This window comes from Microbulbifer maximicatervae (SeqCode) (assembly GCF_052468095.1).
Map to the genome: position 1 here is coordinate 2,917,541 of NZ_CP174332.1, position 18,978 is coordinate 2,936,518.

The following is an 18,978-nucleotide window of genomic DNA, read 5'->3' on the forward strand; positions in this document are numbered from 1 at the left end:
TAACCACCCACAAAGTACCAACTCCAAACTTCCCTTCCCTGTAAATTAACCGGATGAATAAAAGCAATTACTTCAATTTCAACCGCAGCCTTTTGCAGCAACTAGCCATGTATTTTCTTTAACAGCCCCACATAAGGTATAGTTGACCAACCCTATAAAAATAGAATGGATTCAATGAAAAATACAATAGCTGGAATAATAATAGGCTTAGTCGCCGGATACTTAGGCCCATTAATTACAGGATATTCTGCAGCCATCGCTATACCCGAAGCTTTCAAAGCATTCCTTTCAGATGGAGGGGCTGTCCTTTGGGAAATTTTTGTTGTCCATTTGTTAGGATATGGACTAATTGTTTTCACACTCATTTTCTTAGCATCTAGGCTGATAAAACTGCATCCATGGGCAACTGCAGCAATTGCCATTATCGCCTGCGAAGCCACTCTGTATTTTTTCCACACCAGTGAATACACACTTTACCTACCTCATATCGTAGCTCTAGCATTTTGCGCATTCTTAAGCGCAACGCTCTCTAGAAAGAGTGTAAATATATCACCTGCCGCTTAATTACCTCTTGAGATAAGATTAATAGAGGTTAAAGAATTTTTGATCGGCGACCTGTTCAAACTCCAGCTAGATGGTGTCTTATTTTTAAAATAGAATTTGATAAATAAGACACCCTATTTTGAATGGCTAGTTTGGCACTAGTACCAACAAAAAAAGCTAAAATAAATTTACCTTTACGACCATTTACTACCATAGAAACCTTCCTAAACCTGTTAAATATAAAATTCCTAAGGGCATATAAAAACAGATCAGATTAAACTATCAGCTACGACAATCCAGCGTCTTCGATTCAGGAACCACAAACTCTTCACACATCACTATGCCGACAATCGTGACTGTATTGGTAGAAAATACAAAGCCCAATGACAAAACTGGTTAACCAGTGAGTAACATGAAACTGTTTCCCTTGCAGAAAGACTTTTACGCCGCCAAAGGGACAGTTCTTGTCTTGACGCGCCACCACAGGTGGGAGAAGCTAAGGCCACTCTGGGCAATAAAAACCCTGTCCCAGTATAAAAATGAAGTTTCATGTACACTGATTTTGGGGAGTCTCAATGCGCTCGCTGATACTGATGTGGTTGCTGTCCTTCTTTTTGATTGCCTGTGGTAGTGAACCGAAAACTCACACAGAAAATTTAAATACCGAGATCAAACCCGCCTCCAAGGCAACTATTTCCCACAATAGATCCCTGGCAAAACAACTCCCCTTCGGCGATGAAACTGATTTTCTGCTGGCTAAACGAGGCTTTATTGAATCTATTCCCGGCGCCCAAGTGAAAAATACCGAAGGTCGGGAAGTCTATGGCCTATCCCAGATGCAATTTTTACAAGACACCCCTCCTGATACCGTCAACCCCAGCCTTTGGCGTCAGGCCCAGCTCAACGTCCTGAATAACGGCCTGTTCAAAGTGGTAGATGGTATCTATCAGGTGCGCTCGCTGGATCTGGCCAATATGACTCTGGTGCAAGGAGAAAGCGGCTGGATTGTTATCGACCCTCTCACTTCCGCAGAGACTGCAGCTGCAGCTCTTGCGCTGGCCAACAAGGCACTAGGAGAGCAAGCGGTAAGTGCAGTTATATTTACCCATAGCCACGCAGACCATTTCGCCGGAATAACTGGGGTTCTGACTAAAGAACAGCTCGCGAGCGGTTCTATCGACATTATTGCACCAGAGGGTTTTGCTGAGGAGGCGATTAGCGAGAATGTGCGCACCGGGAATGTGATGCAGCGCCGTGCGTTATACCAATTTGGAAATTTGCTGCCCTCCAGTCCGGAGGGTTTTGTCTCATCCGGCTTAGGCAACCGGGTATCAGATGGTGAGCACGGAATAGCTACGCCAACAATAGAGATTACTGAAACCGGTGCAGAGATGACAGTTGATGGAGTGGACATCATCTTCATTAACACACCCGGGGCCGAAGCACCCGCAGAGATTGTGTTTTTCTTCCCTCAATTTAACGCACTCTGCATGAGTGAGATCGCCAACCATACACTGCATAATATTTACACTCTGCGTGGTGCGAAAACCCGCGATGCCAAGGCCTGGAGTCGCTATATTGAGTACGCCATGGAGAAATTTGGCGATAAGACCGAGGTGGTTTTCAGCAGCCACCACTGGCCCACCTGGGGCAAAGATGAAGCAATGGATTACCTGGCTAAGCAGAGGGATCTTTATAAGTACATCCACGACCAAACACTGCGTCTAGCTAACCACGGTTACGATATGGTCGAAGTTGCAGAGCGCCTTGAGCTGCCCGAGAACCTCTCTCAGGCTTGGGCCAATCGAGGGTACTACGGCACTGTCAATGTTGGAGCCAAGGCAGTTTACAATCGCTATCTGGGTTATTTCGATGGCAACCCAGCAAACCTCCACCCTATTCCTCAGGAAGAAGCTGCAGAGCACTACATCGACTACATGGGGGGGGGAGAAGCCATTATAGCTCGGGCCCGACAGGATTTTGCCCAGGGCAATTATCGCTGGGTAGCCATGGTGCTAAAGCACTTGGTTTTCGCTGAACCTGAGAACGAGCAAGCCCGTTATCTATTGGCTGACAGCCTAGAACAACTCGGCTATCAGTCAGAATCTGGTATCTGGCGCAACTTTTATCTCTCCGGAGCCAAGGAGTTACGTCATGGTATCGAATACCGTGAAGAAATACTGCCCGATGAAGAAATAGTAGCGCGGGTCCCTCTCCAGCTGCTTTTCGACGCGATGGCGGTGCGCCTTAACGGTGAAAAAGCGGCAGATGCAGATATCCGCTTAAATATCGATATGACTGACACTGGAGAAAAGTACTTAGTCGTAGTGCAAAATGGGGTACTGCACGGCTACCCCGGCCGACACAGTAGCGAGCCCTCTGCCAGCCTCGCTCTGAACAGTACCGACTTACGTATGATGTTTGGCGGGTTAGTAGGCGCCCCTACTCTAATCAAAGATGGTCGACTCAAGGTGAGCGGAAATCCTTTGGCTCTAATAAAATTCGGTCGGTTATTTGATAAATTTGATCGTAATTTTAGCCTTGTAACGCCTTAAAAATTGAAACGATCAGCCCGTAAAGCTCTAACGAATGACAACTATTAATACGTCTCTTAACTACAGGTATCTGTTTTGCTTGACCAAACTCAAAAAAATACAAGCGATCCATGGAAAATTCTTGGTGGATAAATAATAATCCAGGAACTCAAGCAATCTGACTCATACTAGCCGAAACAATACAGGGCCTTTTGGGCTCTGTATTTTTATAAAACAGAATACTTCCCACCCTAGAAAGCAATACCACCGATTGATATAATACACCCCCTCCAAAAAGCATTTAAACATACCCATCAAACTAACCACAGACTCGCTGACATCTAAGCTCCACCAGGATTCAACAACTACTCAACCAAGCTACTCTAGTGAAGTCCCCATAAAAATAATAACACACTGGATATAAAGGCTTACAAAAGCATAATTAAAACACAGCACCAAAAGTTTACAGGGAAATTCTTAGGCGGAAAAATTTACAATTTTTTTAAAAACCACCTCTAAAGCGATTAAGGCAAGCTTGGGACAATAAGGCAATCTTCTGCAGCACCTTACTCAGACCTCAAAGGTAAACCCACCATAAACAATTAACAAAACCTACAACTGCAGATCCACAACTCAAGCCAACCATATATTAAATCCAAATTAAAAAGTCTCAATTTACTCACAACAGAAATAAACAACATCTATACATTAAACAATTCACTATTTATTGTTGCAACACAACAAATAAAAAACACATGACAGTTACTCTATCCACCAACAAAGAAAATTACAAAACCTTACAACAGCTTGATTGGCCCACATAAAATAATTACTGTCCCCACCGCATTATTAAATCATATTGGACAATGGAAATGGACAATGGAAGATATAATGGAACTTACGGCAGCAACAACGATTGCTGCAACAGATACGACAGTCAGGGATTTTAAGTCTTATCGATCATTTCGCGCTAAAATCCTTGCAGCAACACGGATTGAAGATAGTCTCGCGGTAGATTCAAAATACTACGATGAGTTACTAACTTCCTCCGGGACATTAGACGTCTGGTCGTTGTATATGCTTCAATCACTTGAGTGCATGATTGAAGCGTCTCAGACTGCACTTGAGTCTCTTGATCAACTCAAGGAGAGTCTTTCAGAAATTCTAAGGCTTGATGCGGATTCTCTTTTAATAAAGATACGCGCCAATACAGAGGTCGATGAAACATTGGCGACAGCTCTTAAAGAGGGGTTAAAAAATTATGGCACTACGGAGAAGTGGCTCTTAACTCTTCGACAAGCACTTGTAAGCAGAATAGAAATTAGTGAAGAAGGAAAGCGCATAGTTGAGGCTATTCAGGAAGGTCGACCTCCGGAAAGACCACAGCTGTTTCCCGTCTTAACCTACCTTCACGACGACTCTCTTGCTTTGATTTTTTGTTTGCTTGGCGGCCTCACAATGAAGGCAATCTGCGTTGTTACTCTACTAATTGCCCTCGCACCGCACAGCCCTAGCGAACCACCGCCGCCCCCTCCACCACCACCGCCACCCCCTGAGGACTAACATAATTAACAACTCCAATAGTACATCGAGTTCATTGTGGTATGCAGTTAAGAATTAGAGTACAACTTAATTGCATGAATTATCGCTAGTGGCAAGGGCGGCAGAGATAAAGCACTGAGCGCCCTTGCCAATTTCCATCTATATATCTATGATTCTATTTACAAGGCAAGCTATAAATAAATCCACCTAACCGCACTGAGAGCTTTTGCAAGAACTGTTAACTAACATTCAGTAAGTCATCTGATTAAAAATTTACTAACTGAAAGCCAAACCTTATCTGCCTATCCATGCTTAGGATTTGGGCAGTATCGATAACTTAAGTTATTTGTCGTCTCGTAAATATCACCACAGGATACACTCTCATTAATTTGGCAATAGTAACCGTGTCGACTTAAAGATCTTCTGTTGGAGCTACAGCTCCAACTTTGAGCTCTGATGCGTATCCAATAACACGTTTCTCACTTACTATTTTAGGCGCACTCTTCTATCCTATTCAAAAGGCAAGCATCTACTCGACAAGGAGAGGTTTCAAACTCCTTTAGCAGAGGCGCAGCCTTGTTTCGCCCTTTGGTTTGACTTGTTAGATGACATGCTTCGTATTTTCTTAGCAATAGGCTTCTCAAAAAAATGAAAAGAAATGTATGCAGCCAGTACACTTAAAGAGAAAGATAGTGTCAACTTTAACTCAACAGATAAATCTAATTTATTTACCTGCACAATAATTGGCATATGCAGCAAGTACAAAGAATATGAAATCTTCCCGATAAAATCGCCAAACCTATTAGCTAGTAGAATATTATTATTCGGAACTAAAAACACTACACAAAAGAAAACACAACTCACTACTAGTAACACTTCGTAACTTAGCCACATTTTCTGTTTTGCATCAGAGGTAATCATTGTTAAATCAGGATACATCAGAGGAATTAAACAAAGCGCTAATATAAACCAGTGCTTTCTAAGATACCGCGGAACTTTGAGAGATTTATAGTTCATCCCGAATATAACACCGACAAAGAAAAACGGCAAACTCCTAAGCACATTAAACTCATTGTATGAAATACCATAAACTTCACCATATATTCTCGGGAAATTGGAGAAAAACAGCAAAATCATTAAAGTAAAAATAGATAGATAAATATAACCAGACCGATTCCTAGCACATGCCCAGAAAATTATAAAAATGAAATAAAACTGTATTTCTGGTGGAATTGACCATAGAATGCTCTCTCCATACAAGAACAGCAAATGACCTAATAGCGCATTAAGATCAGGTATACTGTAAAGAGTATTGTTACCTGAAGTTGATAGTAAATAAGATCCAACTACCACAACCAAGTATAAAGGTAAAACTCTTCCCATTCTCGCAAAAAAATAATATATGACGTTGGCTTTTGTGAAGTCTTTCTCCAAATAGAGATATGACATCAAAAAGCCACTGAGCAAGAAAAACAACATTACACCATATGCACCAGAACCGCCACCCAATACGCCATCAAGCCAATTCGTAATGTCGCTAAAATGGGTAACAAAAACAATTAGAGCTGCTAATCCCCGCAATGTATTAAGCTTTCTAATCTCCAAAGTCTACTCCTAACTAGAAAGACATTAGTCATGCCCACAAAAAGCAGACATTCTAACTATGTATATTTACGCTCATTCCCTGATGGACTTACATAGCCCAATGCAGAATTGTCCATCAATCTTATTGTATAAATTTAAATATATTCAAACACTTCAGATTTTACTTACTCTTCGCTTTCAAATGCGCCAACATATTATATGCTTTAGGAACACATAATCTACCTAGGCAAACTACTCGTAAAAATTTAACTAAAATCCAAACTAGCAATGATACCTAAAATTAATACTCTTAGGTAAAAATCAACCAAATTATCCATAAAAAATATTAGTGGCTGATAAATAGTAATTAAGGTCCAAGGGTATGAAAGTATTAGTATCAGAAAGCCAGGGATATTGTAGCCATTATCCCAGTGCAAATTAGTAGCTCTGAATATACTCCAGGAAATGTAGCAAGAAATGCTTAATATGAATGGGATTAAGAACGCTTTTTCAATTTTGCTACCCATGCATATAACGTTGCAATAAAGGGCAGTCAAAGAGGAACGTAGGCTGTCCAACCTAGTCTCCGGCCGGGAGATCTTGCCTGACCTAGTTATAGCTGACGCCCTCTTAACGATCTACATACTCTGCCAGCCACCTTTGGCTAGCCGCTGCTAGATAGATTTACAGGGGAAATACCATACTTTGCCCCTCACTTAACTGCCTGATGGCCCCCGACGCTGCTAATTTGTGGAGCCTGTTAGATCAAAATACAGCCGCTCGAACGAAACTGCTGCGCTAGCTTCCAGAAAAACTCTATGAGATGTGTATTCAGTGGTGCTTGCAACTACAAACCATCTAAAAAATGACCACCTCAAACTGAGGCATCGCTTGCAGCGCCCTGCTGACTTAAACTCTTATAAACTACGCGCTTTGACTTTAAACCAAACAGATAACGAAAAATACCTATAGGCTTTACGACAAAATAACATAGCAAAATACATACAAGGGACGCACCAAGTAATAAGCTCATTGACTTTACCGCAATACTTGCATCCCATTGCACTATATAAAAGGCAAGCGCAACGATAACTGTTTGGTGCAATATATAGAATGGATAAATCAATTCATTTGCGGCATGTAGCCATTTGGGTGTTTGCTTGAAGAACGCACTTGCATACCCCACTAATACCAACAGCCCAGACCAAGAAACAAGTGTACAAACTAACCACCAAAGCTGCCAGCGTACCTCTAGTGATACATATTCGCTAATATCAGGTTTGAAGTAGTAGCCATAAAATAGAATAGTGCTAAATATGAACCATTTTAAATTGATTGACCGGTTTTTAGTCACAGATTCCCATATTTTAGGACTACTCATGAAACACATACCAGCCATGAAGAACAGAAAGAAAAACAACGATACAGATAAGTTATCAATACTGTTATCTTGAGTAGGCATTAGAAGTTTAAGGCCGCACCTCAACAATAGAACTACAAGGACAAGTGAAAACAATCCATGTTTAAATAACGCTAGCCGCTCAAGTCTGATAATAAAGGCTTTACCCACTTGGCTGTCGAGCCCTGACTTAAAAGGCACGGCAAGCAGCATAAACACAATAAGGAATTCGATAAACCAAAGATGATTAGATTCAAATGTCAGAGATAAATGCTGATACGCATCTATTATACTTTTGTAGTCATTTATGTTTTCGAAGTAATTTTGAGGTGGCACTATGAGCACCATGCCAACAATTAGTGGGGCAAAAAGCCTATGGAACTTATTGACGATAAATGTTCTCGTATTAATCTTTTTTAGTAAAAGTAGGCTACCTACTCCAGCGATAAAAAAGAGAGTATGTAATCTTAGCTGCTCAAAATACACCATGATATCATCAAGTAACTTACTTGATTTTCCATTCATTACATGCCAACCATCCCCATTAAACGGCATGAATACATGATGTAAGAATACGGCCAAGATTAGAAATACTCTTAACCAGTCTAATTCTGAATATCTTCTTTCTTTCATTTAACCCGAACCTTCCATTGGCTTTGGACTTTCCCACAAAAAGTAGACACTCTGACTATGTGCATTTGCTCCCATACTCTACTGGACCCATATAGCCTAATGCAGAGTGCCTACGAACTCTATGGTAAAAAACCTCAATGTATTCAAACACCTCAGATTTTGTTTGCTCTTCGCTTTTGAGTGTTCCGGCAGAGACCAACTCAACTTTTAGCCAGCTAAAGAATGATTCCATTGCGGCATTGTCCTAACAGTCAGCTTAGCTGACTCATACTCCGCTTGCACTTGCTTTCGGACAAGAGATCCTGGCATTTCTTCGAACGATATTGCACAGCCCTGTCAGAGCGAATTATTAGTCTATGCTCCTATTGCATAAGCTTAGCGACGTAGATCCTTGAGCACGACTCATCTAACTCTTACTGCTTATCAGGCAACAGTTTAAATCCGCAGATTTGCTGTGCGCTGACGCCTAGCTCTCGTGCCACAGAAGCCGTTGTTGCTCCAGGATATTGTCTCTTAACTGCTTCTCTGCGGAACTCCTCCGTATACGACTGAGTTCTTTTCTTACTCTTAAGATACTTCCACATTAGACCTAAAGCTAACTGTGCAGCGTGTCCACTAAACGTAGGTTAATTTTACATACAACACCTTTTAACAAGTAGCTTTGTGGCACATCCGCGCCTAAAACTGTCCGTACCCAACGGCAATCGTTCGTTAACTTGTTAGATGTTCGGTACATGTTTATATAATATTTCTTCATCTGCTATTTCGAATAGCAACCAACATCTCCTCCCAGAGCTGATCAAGTACAAAGCCCTCCCAGGGTGGTTCTTCTGACTCAGAGCTGAGTAATACATTTATGTCGGGTCGAGCCCAGTCAAGCCGAGCTGAGCTCCACTTAACCGTAAAGGCTGCTCGAAACGTTCCTGCATTCCTCTTGCATTGATGCTTCAATGTCATCCTGGTTACAGCCTAAAACTATATATTTCTGAGAACCTATTATTAGACACCTAACGTGCTTCTAAACAGTAGCTGGAACGTAAGTGTTTTTAGAAAGATAGTGGCTCATATTTTGGAAATCCCAAATACATGCTGGGTATTGCTGGGAGAGCTGGCTAGATACCAGCTACTACCCGATTAGGGTGATTACAGCCCGATAACTCTGAGCGCATCATCAATGGGTATTATGTAATTGATGTTTCTAGACCCTCCGTCGCGTGTAAAATGGCCTGAGACAGTAATTCCGATGACATTACCAACATCATTAAAGACAGGACCTCCAGAATTACCTGGATTAACTGCAGCATCTGTTTGGTAATAGGGCAGCTCATTAATATCTCTACGAGCAGAAATAATGCCGCGAGTAATGGAGAAATCCAGAGTTTCATCCAGTGGCGTACCTATAACATAAATCGGATCGCCTAATTCAGCAGACTTTCGATGAATCTCGACAGGCAGATGACCAAACCTTTCTATGATTTGTAGCAAGGCCACATCCCGACGTTTATCAGCCCGCAGCACTTGAGCACGATATTCTTGACCATCAATAATCACTAAAACATCTTGATTGCTTGATACAACGTGCTGATTAGTTAGAACGTGTCCTTGCTTTGAAATGACAAATCCACTTCCATGACCAGATACAGTCCTTATCGTGGCAGTGGCTGCTTTGATACTCTGTATTTTCTTAGAGAAGCTTGTTTCTTCATTGCCGTAAACCAGTGTAGCATCTACTATGCTGGAAGAAATTTTGGCTTTGTCACTGAATCGGGATTCACCAAGAATTATATCGATAAACTCCTGCTGTGACAGCATATTTTCTATTGACTGTTGAAATGCTAGCTCCATACTGAGAGGAGCACCCCTTAATCTCGGCGGCTGTCGAATATGGTCATCTAACCCTTCCGTTTCAGTTGTGTAAACAATTTCGCGAGTCAGATTATCGAATACTTCCCATTTAATTTTGAGATAGGTAGAGTTTTGGGTGTATTTCCTTAAGTTGTTTCCCCTTCCGCTATCACAATGGGCCAAGCGCATCTCTATTACCTCGGCAGCGAGGCTAAGGTCTACACCATCACTGCGCTGCAAAGCAAATTTTTTTGTTTCAGATCCGGCGCTAGCGTAGCCATAGCTTTCAAGAGTAGTGTAAGCTGCCTGAGTAAAGTTTGCATTTTTTGCAATATATTTGGCGTTATTCAGCTTTAGACTTCCATCCGATCTACAAACTAGCGTCTGGCTTGGTGACCTTTCACTCCGATATAGGTTCTGTGCTGATTTTCTAGAATCCGATGTATAAATATAAGCTCGGCCAATCTCTATATTTTTACCAACATGGGCACCCTCCAAATCAATAGAAAAGTGTTCGAGAGCAATAGACTTTCCTGTGCGCTGGCTGGTGTTGTTAATCGGCCTTGGCTTTCTTACTGAGGGAATTGATAGATCGGAAGTTGAGCTATGACTTTCAATATTGATTTTCTGGGCCTGATCCCCTTGATTAATTGGGCGCTGGTCGGTGAAATGAACTTCACCATTTTCGTCTACCCAGCGGTATATTTCGGCTGTACTGGGTGCGATTACAGTTGTCATTAGCAGCCATATTACCAATAGGCGCGGACATGCTCTCTTCACGGTCTTACTTTTCCTTTTTCTATTCTGACACGGCAGTTGAAAGCTTAGAGTCAGAGTGAAAATTATATCAATGATTTAGGGCTTTGTTTTAACAATCGCTGCCTTCGATTTATTAGATTCTCTATTACATCTTTGAACGTTTCAAATCCCAATATTAATCTTCTCTGACAAACCCCAACCTCTTTGCAGCGACTTCACTTAGCTTACTCTCAAAGAATACACGAATTTCAATTCGATTAAGCTTAAATTATATAAATCCGAACTCAATTACTTCTTCCGTGGATCTAGTCATTAATCCTCTACCTTGACTTTTCCCTGCAATCCAACAGCCAATTTCACCCACTAGATCTATTCTGTTGATTGAAATTACCCCTATTGTACCAACTGCAATATCGTTTACAAAAACTCCAACCTGTAAACCTAGTCCCTTCTTGAATGGTTCACCCTATGTGGACTTTGACATCAGCCTACATTTTTTATTGCCCATCCATGCAAACCACTCCCTCAAATAAGCTCTATTCTAATCCATCAATTGATAAAGCTCATCTGAATGGTGCTTATCAAAAGGAAGCAGTTTTACATTTTTATCTACTTCAATTTCAAGAATTTTTCCTAAGCTTAACGTTGCAAGCAAGAGAAGCCAAAGAGGAGTGTAAGCTGTCCAGCCAAGCCTCCGGCTTAGTGATCTTGCCTGGCCTAGCACTGAACAACCTACTTGCTCGCTGCCCCTCACCTATGGCTGTCCGCTGCTCGATAAATTTACAGGGTAAAATACCATACCTTCCCAACAATTAACCATCTGATTCGCACTCCACAACGAGGCGACTGCCTTGTAGGATATATTGACTTAAAACGAAAGTACTTTAACGATACAACAGTACTAGTTTACAGAAAAACCATTTGAAGAAGTGCACTCAAATAGAATGTTGGTACTTGCAGAAACTACAAACCATCTAAAAATTGACCGCCACAATAACAAGCTGTAGAAAAATAGATTCACGAAACCCCCTACCCAATAAATCATCATCCATCCAAAATTCGGGAGATTTTCTCTGAAGAACTAAAATTATCTCACCACATAGAATTTTGACTTCTTAAGTCCATATTTCACATTCAACCAATGGATATTGCCATTTCTCATCGTCTTTTCAATGGTATCCACTATGCAAAACATCCACCATTGGCCTTGAACCTAGCTCTACGCTCGCAAGGAGAACCGATTCACCCCTTAACTGGAACCAATGCCCCCAAACACAAAATCAACAACCGACGTACGGTACCCATAAATGGTTTTACCTTTAATGCCATCAACTTTCTTTTCATCCAATAGGTAGCAGTACGTTCATTTGTCCAAGTTGGAGATATCTGCTGACCATGCACCCTTCTCGTATCTGCTAAATCTGGGCTTCGCATGCCCTGATGTTTCAGGTCGCTATTTTTGAATTCCATTAAGCGCGCCTTATAAAGAGCTTTCTTTCACTCTCGCTAATATACCCCTCTCCTTGTAGAGACATCTCTTTACTCGCTGGGCAAATACAGATTTTCTTTCATTATACGTAAAACCTTTAGCCGGTATTACCTCAGAAATTCCGACCTTTTTCTTTGTACGTTTACCATATTTCCCTTCTTGCTCAGAAAATCTGCTATCTCTTGACCTGAATTGATTGTCAGGAATGTAGGCATTGAGTCCATTGTCTCTCAAGTACTTATAATTAAACTCATTTAAAAATCCAGTATCAGCAGTAATAATGACATCTTTGTTTAAGATATCTTTATCAATTTCGGTATTTTCTAGCGTGTACTAATACCATTCAAAATAGACTTCAAGGTATGAAGCTCTTGCCCCCCACTAAAACTTGTGCTTCGAAACCATCCTCCACAAAGTAGATGCCTAATTCTTGAGTAGCGTAGGAGAAAATACTGAAAACATTTTGCGAAGAGCGTGTTGTTGAATACTCAACAGAGCTTAAAGTTGGGGTGGTCACCTTCCTTAATCAGCTGAAAGTCTATACGACTGCTATCGCCAACATCAATAGCCTTCCATACAGCAATAGTGTATTGATAACGACAAGAAATTAGAGAAGGCAAGTTGGTTGAGAATCCTAACCGTAGAATAAGTATGACAAAGACAGCGAAAAATTAGTCTCGGAATGAAGATAAAGAAATAAAACGTCTAAGAAAACAGGTTGAGGAATTACAGAAGGAGAATGATTCCCTAAAATGTAGTAGTTCAGACTTGATCTGACAGTTACCGGTTTTTCAGGAGGTGCTCTGTCAGGTCAAATTCAGCTTACGAGCTTTTCCTTCCAAATACTTTTTCCATCTTCAAGAGTTGCCATCGGAGTTCGACCGCAACACTTCTTACCCTGGTGGGTTCTCTCATTATTGTAATATGTGAGCCATTCGTCTAGATCCTTTTGCAAGTCCTCTATTGATCCATAGATCTTGCGGCGTAATGAAGGTTGATAGAACTCTTGTAAAATAGTTTTATGAAAGCGCTCACAGATCCCATTTGTTTGCGGATGCCTGGCTTTTGTCTTCGTGTGTTCTATTTCGTTCACACTCAGATATAGCTGGTAGTCGTGCTGCTCCAACTTGCCACAATATTCAGTACCACGATCAGTTAGGATACGCAGCACTGGCAGATCATGCATGGCATAAAATGGCAGTACACGATCATTCAGAAGGTCTGCCGCAGTGATTGGCGTTTTGGTGGTATACAGCTTGCAATGAGCCACCTTTGCATAGGTATCGACATAGGTTTGTTGGTAAACACGTCCGACGCCCTTAAAGGTTCCTACATAGAAGGTATCCTGCGAGCCCAGATAACCTGGGTGTTGAGTATCAATTTCACCACAGGCTTCATCATCATGACGTTTTCTCTCTAAAGCTTGAACCTGTGACTCTGTAAGGATCAGTCCCTCCTCAGCCACCTTGGCCTCAAGTGCCTTTAATCGCAATTTGAAGTTAGCAAGGTCGTGCCGTAACCAGATACTCCGAACACCACTAGGGGACACAAATACACCGCGTTTGCGCAGCTCATTGGAAACTCGAACCTGCCCGTGGGCAGGCTCTTGGACGGCATAAGTTAACACTGCCTCTTCAATGGCTGTGTCAACACGGTTCTTGTGGTTGGGCACGCGCCGGTTCTTCTCAAGAAGGGCGTCCACGCCGCCACTTGAAACGGCTTCCTTATAGCGATAGAAAGTGTCTCTCGACACACCCAGCATCTTGCAAGCTTTGGAGATATTGCCGAGTTCTTCTGCCAGATTTAGCAATCCGGTCTTGTGTTTGATGATGCGATCATTAGTATGGATCATGGGGTTTATCCTTGGTTTTGCTTTTAGGTTTAGGCACCTTCATCAAAACCGGTAAACCCCTCTTTTTCAAGGGAATGTGTCAGATTTGGTCTGAACTAATCCACCTAAAACTCGTACATTCGGAACTTTCCATTGTACTTAACCTCTTCCTCACACGCCTCGAACAAAGAGACCACCTCGTTCTTTTTTCCTTTAGTTGTTGGTGAACCTGATGGTTCCAATGGGAAGTCAGCACATAACTTGTAATAGCTATCCGCGAACCCTATTTCATTCAACTATTCTAGAAACTTTGCTCGATTCATAATGACAGTTAACGCTTTGCAATGAGGCGAAGTGCACAGCACTTTGTCCAACTTGTGTAACTTATTAATTACTTACTTCCAGTTGCCACCCTGTGATTTGCAACCTGAAGCCATAGCAGGTAATATAGACTTGTCTCGATTGTAATAATAGGCATCCATATCTGCCCCCTCGTACTTGAGACCTAAGCATACCCCTTGAGAGCTTGCAGGGCAGTTAGCTGAATATGTTAGATTTAGTCCTTTCTTACCAAAAGAGGCTGATTTCAAAGTCTTCTCGCATATCTCCTCAACCTTATCGATTGACACACCGTTAAGTTTCATACAATCTTTAACATTCACCTTATTTCCATAGAGTGTAATCTCACCAGCTATCAGGCATGAATTTTCACTCGCTTTCGGAGTTCCATTACTAGCTAGACTGAAAGCTGAGCTTGTGCATAAACACAAGATTACCAAACCCTTGATGAACTTAGTGTTATTTTTCATTCTATCTGTCCTTAACTTTGATTATTGATACAGTGGTCTTGCCCATAAAAGTAGACACTCTAACTATGTGTATTTTCGTTCATACTCTGCTGGACTTACATAGCTCAATGCAGAGTGCCTACGAACCCTATTGTAGAAAATCTCAATGTATTCAAACACCTCAGATTTTGCTTGCTCTTCGCTTTCGAATATTCCGGCGTAGACCAGCTCGACTTTTAGCCTGCTAAAGAATGATTCCATTGCCGCATTATCCCAACAGTTTGCCTGGCGACTCATGCTCGGCTTGCACTTGCTTTCAGACAAGAGATCCTGGTATTTCTGCAATCGATATTGCACACCCCTGTCAGAGTGAACTATTAGTCCAGGCTTTATTGGTCGTTGCTCTAAAGCCATTTTCAATGCTCGACGTGTCAATTCATCGGTCATCTGCGAGTCAAATGCCCAACCTACAATACGTCGAGAGTACAGATCCATAACTACCGCGAGGTATAGCCACCTCTCCAGAACCCAGATATACGTAATGTCACTGGTCCAGCGGCAATTTGGTCGATCCACATCAAAGCAACACTTAAGTAAGTTTGCGGAGACGTTAATGCTCCCCTCTACGGGTTGACTATATCGAAAGCCTTTGCCGTTTCTCGCCTTAATATGGTCCTGTTGCATAAGCTTAGCGATGCAGTTCCGTGAGCATGGCTCACCTAACTCTTGAAGCTCGCAAGCAATTCTAGGCGCGCCATAACGACCTTTAAACTCAACAAACGTCTCTCGGGTTTTCTCAATTGTTCGTATCTTTCTAATCCTGCGAGCAGATCGCAGCAGCTGCCTTTTTTAGAAACTCAACCTCCTGACGAGCTTCATGCAGCTCCTTCTTGAGCTTGCGAACTTCAGCGCTTTCCTGTTTGGAATAGTCGACACCGTCTAAACTATTGAACTGCTTATCAGACAGTCGATTAAATTGACGACGCTAGTTGTAGATCTGCCGTGCGCTGACACTTAGCTCTCGCGCCACAGAAGCCGTTGTTACTCCAGGCTTTTCCGCTCTCTTAACTGCTTCTCTGCGGAACTCCTCCGCATACGCCTGAGTTCTTTTCTTACCCATGATACACCTCCGTGTTAGGCCTAAACCTAACTATACAGGGTGTCTACTAAACGTGGGTAAGTCTTTACCATAACGCCAGCACTGTGTTTTATACACATTATTTAAGTCCATTTAGAGCTTCTGCTGCCTCTATATAATGAAGTAGCTTGGTGTATCCCTGCCAAACGGTTTTAACCCCTGGCTCGCCATCCCCTTTACGCCCCAAAAAACCTCCTAAACCTGCCAACATACGGGTTATCTCCCTCATGCTTGGGGGTTCATTTGGTGGAGTAGTTTTATCTCGCATCATCCATATCATACGCCATTCTTTTTCAGAGTAGGCACTTGTACACGGTGCGTCAGGAACTCTTCGTGCATGCGTAGTTATCGAATGTAGCCGCCATCCAATAATCATATAGATCGCAATGCAGTTCAACATGCGCTGCTCTGTTCTAAAACGGTTACTTTCTATCTGGCATCCGCCTTTCACCACCCGAAAATAGGTTTCAATTTCCCACCGGCTTCGATACCACTCAATGATGACCCTTGCCTGCTTAAAGTCTTCAACTGGAAGATCAGTTAACAGCATCCACTCAATGCCTTTTTCACTCTCTGGTGGGTTTAATTCTTTAGCCAATACAGCATAGAGAGAAAGTGGTCGTTTAGATTTTCCTTTCCCAAGTAGCCGTATCTCAGTAGTGGATACGTTGACCTTGGCTTTTCTTCCAGGCTCTCCATTCCGTTTGGGAATATCTACCGTGTATAGACCGACAGATTTCTGCTCATTCATATGATCCCAAAGCAAAACCGTTTCTTCTCCATCGAGCTCTAAAGTGCGATTGGCCTTAGCTCGAACGATATAGCTCGCCCGCCGCTGTTCACTTTGATCTTCAGCCAGTTGAAACCACTCATGAATATCACCCTCTCTATCAGCAATACTCACAATTGTACTTTCAGGGCAGCGCTCCTGTATCTGACAAGCCGTTTCGTAATGGTCTAGCCAGCGTCGACTCTCCTTATCCTTTATCGACTTGGTATAACGGGAATTAGAGCTTGATTCCTTGTCTCTCTGCCACATACTACCCTCAACAACACCCAAGTTAATTCTTGATGGCGTTATAGCGATGGAGGTGTGCAAGAGTTGCTGATTGGTCTCTTTCCGCCTAAGTGTTCCCATCTCTTTACTTTCTAAGTCAGTGGCAAAATTTAGAAAGGTGGTATCTTGAGGGATAAGAACAACGGGCTGCGCCTTGATTCTCTCAAGAGTTGCCGATTTATGGCCGCTCATAATAGAGTCAAAATTGACTTTATCATTTTCGATAAAGCGATAAGCTGCAAACGTTTCTGCCCAAGTTTTGTTTGCACAGGGAATGCTATTCTTTGGATCTGAACTTAAACTACTAAGAATATTGGACAAGCGCTTATTCAAGCGTGTATCACCCATAACCTGATTTTTTACTTCGTCCATGACCCAGTCCTGCATAATAATCCAATCAAATCTGTAATTCATGCCAGGTCAAACTGTAACTTATTGATTTACATAATAAAACCGGAAAAACTTGTGTATAAAACTTAGCGCCAGCATGTGAGGCGCCGCAGGCGTCCCACGAGTGAAGCGAGGAACACCATGCTCTTGTTATGAGATTTATTTCTCAGATAAAGATGACCTCAGATATGTTTCATTTTCATAGATGTTTAATCCTGAGCTCCCATTTAACTCTAGTTCGTAACATTTCCCATCTACTAATACACTCGGGATACTCAGCATTCCAGTATTCTTGTCATATGTAGCTGGAGCAAGTTCTTCTTGATTACCGCATCCTCCTTCAACAGAGGATATTGCACCAACGGCATCAATATCTGCACCTGCCCATGGAGATCCACTTTGAGTTGGGAGTTGATCTACGATTTTAACGAATGAATAGCTTGCTCCTAATTCGACACCATTATTTACGAATGCATCAATATCTATGCCACCAGTCCCACCAGATGTCGAGCCCACGGATACCCAGTCAATACCATATTTGCTTATATATACATCTGTAGGTTCAAGTTTGCTTCCTATCTCGAAAATCCATAGATCATTTGAGTCATCACCCGAGGATGTAAGCGCATTGTTTGTAAATTGCACGATAACCTCGCCTTCATCGCCTAAAGACAAGTACTCTGGATCACCACCAGATACATAATCCGGAACACCTTTAATGTTCACGGAGTTTGTATAAGGTGAGGAGACATTTTCCCCTGGAGTATATTCAACGACACGGTCTGCAAATGAACGTATCCCATCTGGAAATTCAATTCCATATACTTCGAGGGCATTTCCGTTTAATGGAAAAATTAGTGCAATAGGAACTAAAAGTGCTTTCATAGTAACTCCATTGTTGTTTTACTTCTCATAACGCCCAAAGCAGCCGCGCAGTTTTCTGCGTCGGTTGCCTTTGCTTGTTATGAGTTTACTCTGCCGACCCATTTATAGAAACACACTTTGACTGATACTGCTTGCCAACTTGACGCTCTGTAGAGCCATCTACCTCCCTGACAGTAACGACTTGCTCATTATTATATATAGATACTGTGTATATATAATTATCACTCTCTAGGATACCAATATTTGTGCTTTGGCCGGAGGTAGGGTTTTTGATAAATAGATATGACTGCCAAAATGGATCGGTGATTATACTACATATATGGTTGGCTGCTACAGCAATGCTTTCTCGATCATCTTTTTCCAAGCCTAAATCCTTTCTCTCCTGCTTTACTGAAACCACCAAACCTACTGAAGTTTCATTTCGTATATAATTTGTAGTTGCTAATGTGCAAGCTTGTAGGGCTAAGATAGAAATTATCACATACGTCCGTTTAAACAACCTGAACTCCATTAGGCTCATAACGTCTAGCACACGGGCAATCGAAGCAAAACGTAGGCCGT

Annotated in this window: 18 protein-coding genes and 1 pseudogene; 3 read left to right on the forward strand and 16 right to left on the reverse strand. The window is 42.0% G+C overall.

Going from position 1 to position 18,978, the window contains the following annotated elements; all coding sequences use genetic code 11:
• The first annotated feature begins 174 nt into the window (after positions 1–174).
• On the forward strand, positions 175–564 hold the full coding sequence (locus tag ACJJIL_RS12510) for a hypothetical protein (RefSeq protein ID WP_445358572.1): 390 nt from the start codon (positions 175–177) through the stop codon (positions 562–564).
• A 55-nt stretch (positions 565–619) separates the two neighbouring features.
• Here ACJJIL_RS12510 and ACJJIL_RS12515 read toward each other — a convergent pair whose 3' ends face one another.
• Entirely contained in the window at positions 620–757 is a 138-nt protein-coding gene (locus tag ACJJIL_RS12515; protein WP_445358573.1) for a hypothetical protein, read from the reverse strand.
• A gap of 361 nt (positions 758–1,118) precedes the next feature.
• On the opposite strand from ACJJIL_RS12515, the gene ACJJIL_RS12520 reads away from it, so the two are divergent.
• Together ACJJIL_RS12520 and ACJJIL_RS12525 are read left to right on the forward strand one after the other, a co-directional pair.
• Positions 1,119–3,098 carry an alkyl/aryl-sulfatase gene (locus ACJJIL_RS12520; RefSeq protein ID WP_445358574.1) on the forward strand — a complete coding sequence of 660 codons (1,980 nt, stop codon included), beginning with the start codon at positions 1,119–1,121 and terminating at the stop codon, positions 3,096–3,098.
• An 858-nt stretch (positions 3,099–3,956) separates the two neighbouring features.
• Positions 3,957–4,640, forward strand: a complete 684-nt coding sequence (locus ACJJIL_RS12525; protein WP_445358575.1) for a hypothetical protein — start codon at positions 3,957–3,959, stop codon at positions 4,638–4,640.
• A 528-nt stretch (positions 4,641–5,168) separates the two neighbouring features.
• Here the strand turns inward: ACJJIL_RS12525 and ACJJIL_RS12530 are convergent.
• The 15 genes and pseudogenes from ACJJIL_RS12530 to ACJJIL_RS12600 all read right to left on the reverse strand — a co-directional run bounded on the left by ACJJIL_RS12530 (position 5,169) and on the right by ACJJIL_RS12600 (position 18,916).
• A complete protein-coding gene (locus ACJJIL_RS12530; protein WP_445359843.1) occupies positions 5,169–6,224 on the reverse strand; it encodes an acyltransferase family protein in 1,056 nt (351 codons plus the stop codon).
• 853 nt (positions 6,225–7,077) lie between these two features.
• Positions 7,078–8,235, reverse strand: a complete 1,158-nt coding sequence (locus ACJJIL_RS12535; protein WP_445359844.1) for an acyltransferase family protein — start codon at positions 8,233–8,235, stop codon at positions 7,078–7,080.
• A gap of 55 nt (positions 8,236–8,290) precedes the next feature.
• Positions 8,291–8,467 (reverse strand): IS3 family transposase, encoded by a 177-nt coding sequence (locus ACJJIL_RS12540; RefSeq protein ID WP_445359845.1) that lies wholly within the window; start codon positions 8,465–8,467, stop codon positions 8,291–8,293.
• 181 nt (positions 8,468–8,648) lie between these two features.
• Positions 8,649–8,819: a transposase gene (locus ACJJIL_RS12545; RefSeq protein ID WP_445359846.1), complete on the reverse strand. Its 171-nt coding sequence runs from the start codon at positions 8,817–8,819 to the stop codon at positions 8,649–8,651.
• Positions 8,820–9,378: 559 nt separating this feature from the next.
• A complete protein-coding gene (locus tag ACJJIL_RS12550) occupies positions 9,379–10,818 on the reverse strand; it encodes a trypsin-like peptidase domain-containing protein (protein ID WP_445359847.1) in 1,440 nt (479 codons plus the stop codon).
• A gap of 289 nt (positions 10,819–11,107) precedes the next feature.
• A pseudogene (locus ACJJIL_RS12555) lies at positions 11,108–11,260 on the reverse strand (GNAT family N-acetyltransferase); the annotation flags it as partial.
• A 120-nt stretch (positions 11,261–11,380) separates the two neighbouring features.
• Entirely contained in the window at positions 11,381–11,593 is a 213-nt protein-coding gene (locus tag ACJJIL_RS12560) for a hypothetical protein (protein WP_445359848.1), read from the reverse strand.
• A 488-nt stretch (positions 11,594–12,081) separates the two neighbouring features.
• Entirely contained in the window at positions 12,082–12,309 is a 228-nt protein-coding gene (locus ACJJIL_RS12565) for a hypothetical protein (RefSeq protein WP_445359849.1), read from the reverse strand.
• 836 nt (positions 12,310–13,145) lie between these two features.
• The gene (locus ACJJIL_RS12570) at positions 13,146–14,180 is read right to left on the reverse strand and encodes an IS481 family transposase (protein WP_445359737.1); all 1,035 of its coding nucleotides are present in this window, start codon (positions 14,178–14,180) and stop codon (positions 13,146–13,148) included.
• Between the two features lie 374 nt (positions 14,181–14,554).
• Positions 14,555–14,968 carry a hypothetical protein gene (locus tag ACJJIL_RS12575; RefSeq protein WP_445359850.1) on the reverse strand — a complete coding sequence of 138 codons (414 nt, stop codon included), beginning with the start codon at positions 14,966–14,968 and terminating at the stop codon, positions 14,555–14,557.
• Between the two features lie 63 nt (positions 14,969–15,031).
• Entirely contained in the window at positions 15,032–15,787 is a 756-nt protein-coding gene (locus ACJJIL_RS12580; RefSeq protein ID WP_445362006.1) for an IS3 family transposase, read from the reverse strand.
• 145 nt (positions 15,788–15,932) lie between these two features.
• Complete coding sequence (locus tag ACJJIL_RS12585) at positions 15,933–16,067, reverse strand: transposase (protein WP_445359851.1); 135 nt, start codon at positions 16,065–16,067, stop codon at positions 15,933–15,935.
• A gap of 97 nt (positions 16,068–16,164) precedes the next feature.
• Positions 16,165–17,556, reverse strand: coding sequence for an IS4 family transposase (locus ACJJIL_RS12590; RefSeq protein ID WP_507021881.1), 1,392 nt, complete (start codon positions 17,554–17,556; stop codon positions 16,165–16,167).
• A 135-nt stretch (positions 17,557–17,691) separates the two neighbouring features.
• Positions 17,692–18,417, reverse strand: coding sequence for a hypothetical protein (locus ACJJIL_RS12595; RefSeq protein ID WP_445359853.1), 726 nt, complete (start codon positions 18,415–18,417; stop codon positions 17,692–17,694).
• A gap of 85 nt (positions 18,418–18,502) precedes the next feature.
• Positions 18,503–18,916, reverse strand: a complete 414-nt coding sequence (locus ACJJIL_RS12600) for a hypothetical protein (protein WP_445359854.1) — start codon at positions 18,914–18,916, stop codon at positions 18,503–18,505.
• Positions 18,917–18,978: the final 62 nt, after the last annotated feature.